This is a genomic window from Streptomyces flavofungini (assembly GCF_041028215.1).
Taxonomy (GTDB): Bacteria; Actinomycetota; Actinomycetes; order Streptomycetales; family Streptomycetaceae; genus Streptomyces; species Streptomyces flavofungini_B.
The window spans coordinates 1-1,389 of sequence record NZ_JASKYR010001253.1; the positions used below are offsets into that span (position 1 = coordinate 1).

2 protein-coding genes are annotated in these 1,389 nt (G+C 73.9%); one reads left to right on the forward strand and one right to left on the reverse strand.

Annotated elements, in window-relative coordinates; translation table 11 throughout:
• A partial coding sequence (locus tag AB8Z36_RS40190) for an acyl-CoA dehydrogenase family protein (RefSeq protein ID WP_369218300.1) occupies positions 1–894 on the reverse strand: 894 nt, incomplete at its 3' end.
• A gap of 205 nt (positions 895–1,099) precedes the next feature.
• On the opposite strand from AB8Z36_RS40190, the gene AB8Z36_RS40195 reads away from it, so the two are divergent.
• The coding region (locus tag AB8Z36_RS40195) for an AMP-binding protein (RefSeq protein WP_369218301.1) at positions 1,100–1,389 on the forward strand (290 nt) is incomplete at its 3' end.

Sequence of the window (1,389 nt, forward strand, 5' to 3'; positions counted from 1 at the left end):
CCACAGGGCCGTGAACTCGGCGTTCAGGCGGCCGAGCCGCCTGCGGAGCACCGCGTCGTCCCAGCGGCCGTTCTCGCGCGCCTCGCGGGCCAGCTCACCGAGGACGCGGCGGCAGGCCACCACCTCGCCGACGAAGGCGGTGCCGCGCTCGTAGGAGAGGGTCACCATGGTCACGCGCCAGCCGTCGTTCTCCGCGCCGACGCGGTGGGTGACCGGGACCCGCACCTCGTCGAGGAAGACCTCGGCGAACTCCGTGGACCCGGCGAGGGTGCGCAGCGGGCGCACGGTGACCCCGGGGGCGTCCATCGGCATCGCGAGCCAGGAGATGCCCCGGTGCTTGGGCTCGTCCTCGCTCACGGGCGCGGTGCGCACCAGGAGTTCGCACCAGTCGGCGACCTCGGCGTGCGAGGTCCACACCTTGGAACCGCTGATCACATAGTCGTCGCCGTCCCGCCACGCGCGCGTGCGCAGCGACGCCAGGTCGGAACCCGCGCCGGGCTCGCTGAAGCCCTGGCACCACACCTCGTCGCCCCGCAGCACGGGCGGCAGCCAGCGTGCCCGCTGCTCGGGGGTGCCCTCGGAGGCGATGGTGGGGCCCGCGTGCAGCAGGCCGACGAAGTTGGCCCCTACGTAGGGAGCGCCCGCCTTCTCCGTCTCCTCCAGGAAGATCAGGTGCTGGGTGGGCGTCGCACCCTGACCGCCCGCGTCGACGGGCCAGTGCAGGCCCGCGTACCCGGCGTCGTAGAGCCTGCGCTGCCATCCCGTGTCGTAGGCGCGCCGTCCCGGCCAGTCCAGTGGATCGGGGCGCGGCGGCAGGCCGGGGAGGGTGCGCCCGAGCCACTCGGCCAGCCGCGCGCGGAACTCTTCCTCCTCCGCGGTACAGGTGAGGTCCACGGACCCGCCTACCGGTCCGTGCCGACGTGCTCGGTCATGGTCTCTCCTCCGGTCACCGGTCCGGGCCGCCCGCGATTCGCCGATCTGATGGAGCGTCAGATGGCAGGCTAGCCCCGCACCCCTGGACCGGCAAGGCACACGGGCCTACGCTTCCCAAACCATCTGACAGCCCGTCAGTTCTGGGCCGGAACGGGAGGGCGACCGCATGAGCGCCGCGCAGCACGGGACCGCGCACGAGCGGAACGACACCGCGTACGAACTGGGCTCGGCCCGCACCCTCTGGGAGCTCGTGGAGCGCCGCGCCGCGCTCACGCCCGACGCCCCGGTCCTGATCCAGGCCGCCGACGACCCCGCCGACGACCGCACGCTCACCTTCGGCGCTCTCCGGGAGCGCGCCGAACGCGTCGCCGCCGGGCTGTACGCCAGGGGCGTCCGCCCCGGCACGGTCGTCGCCTGGCAGCTGCCGACCCGCATCGAGACGGCCCTGCTCTCCTT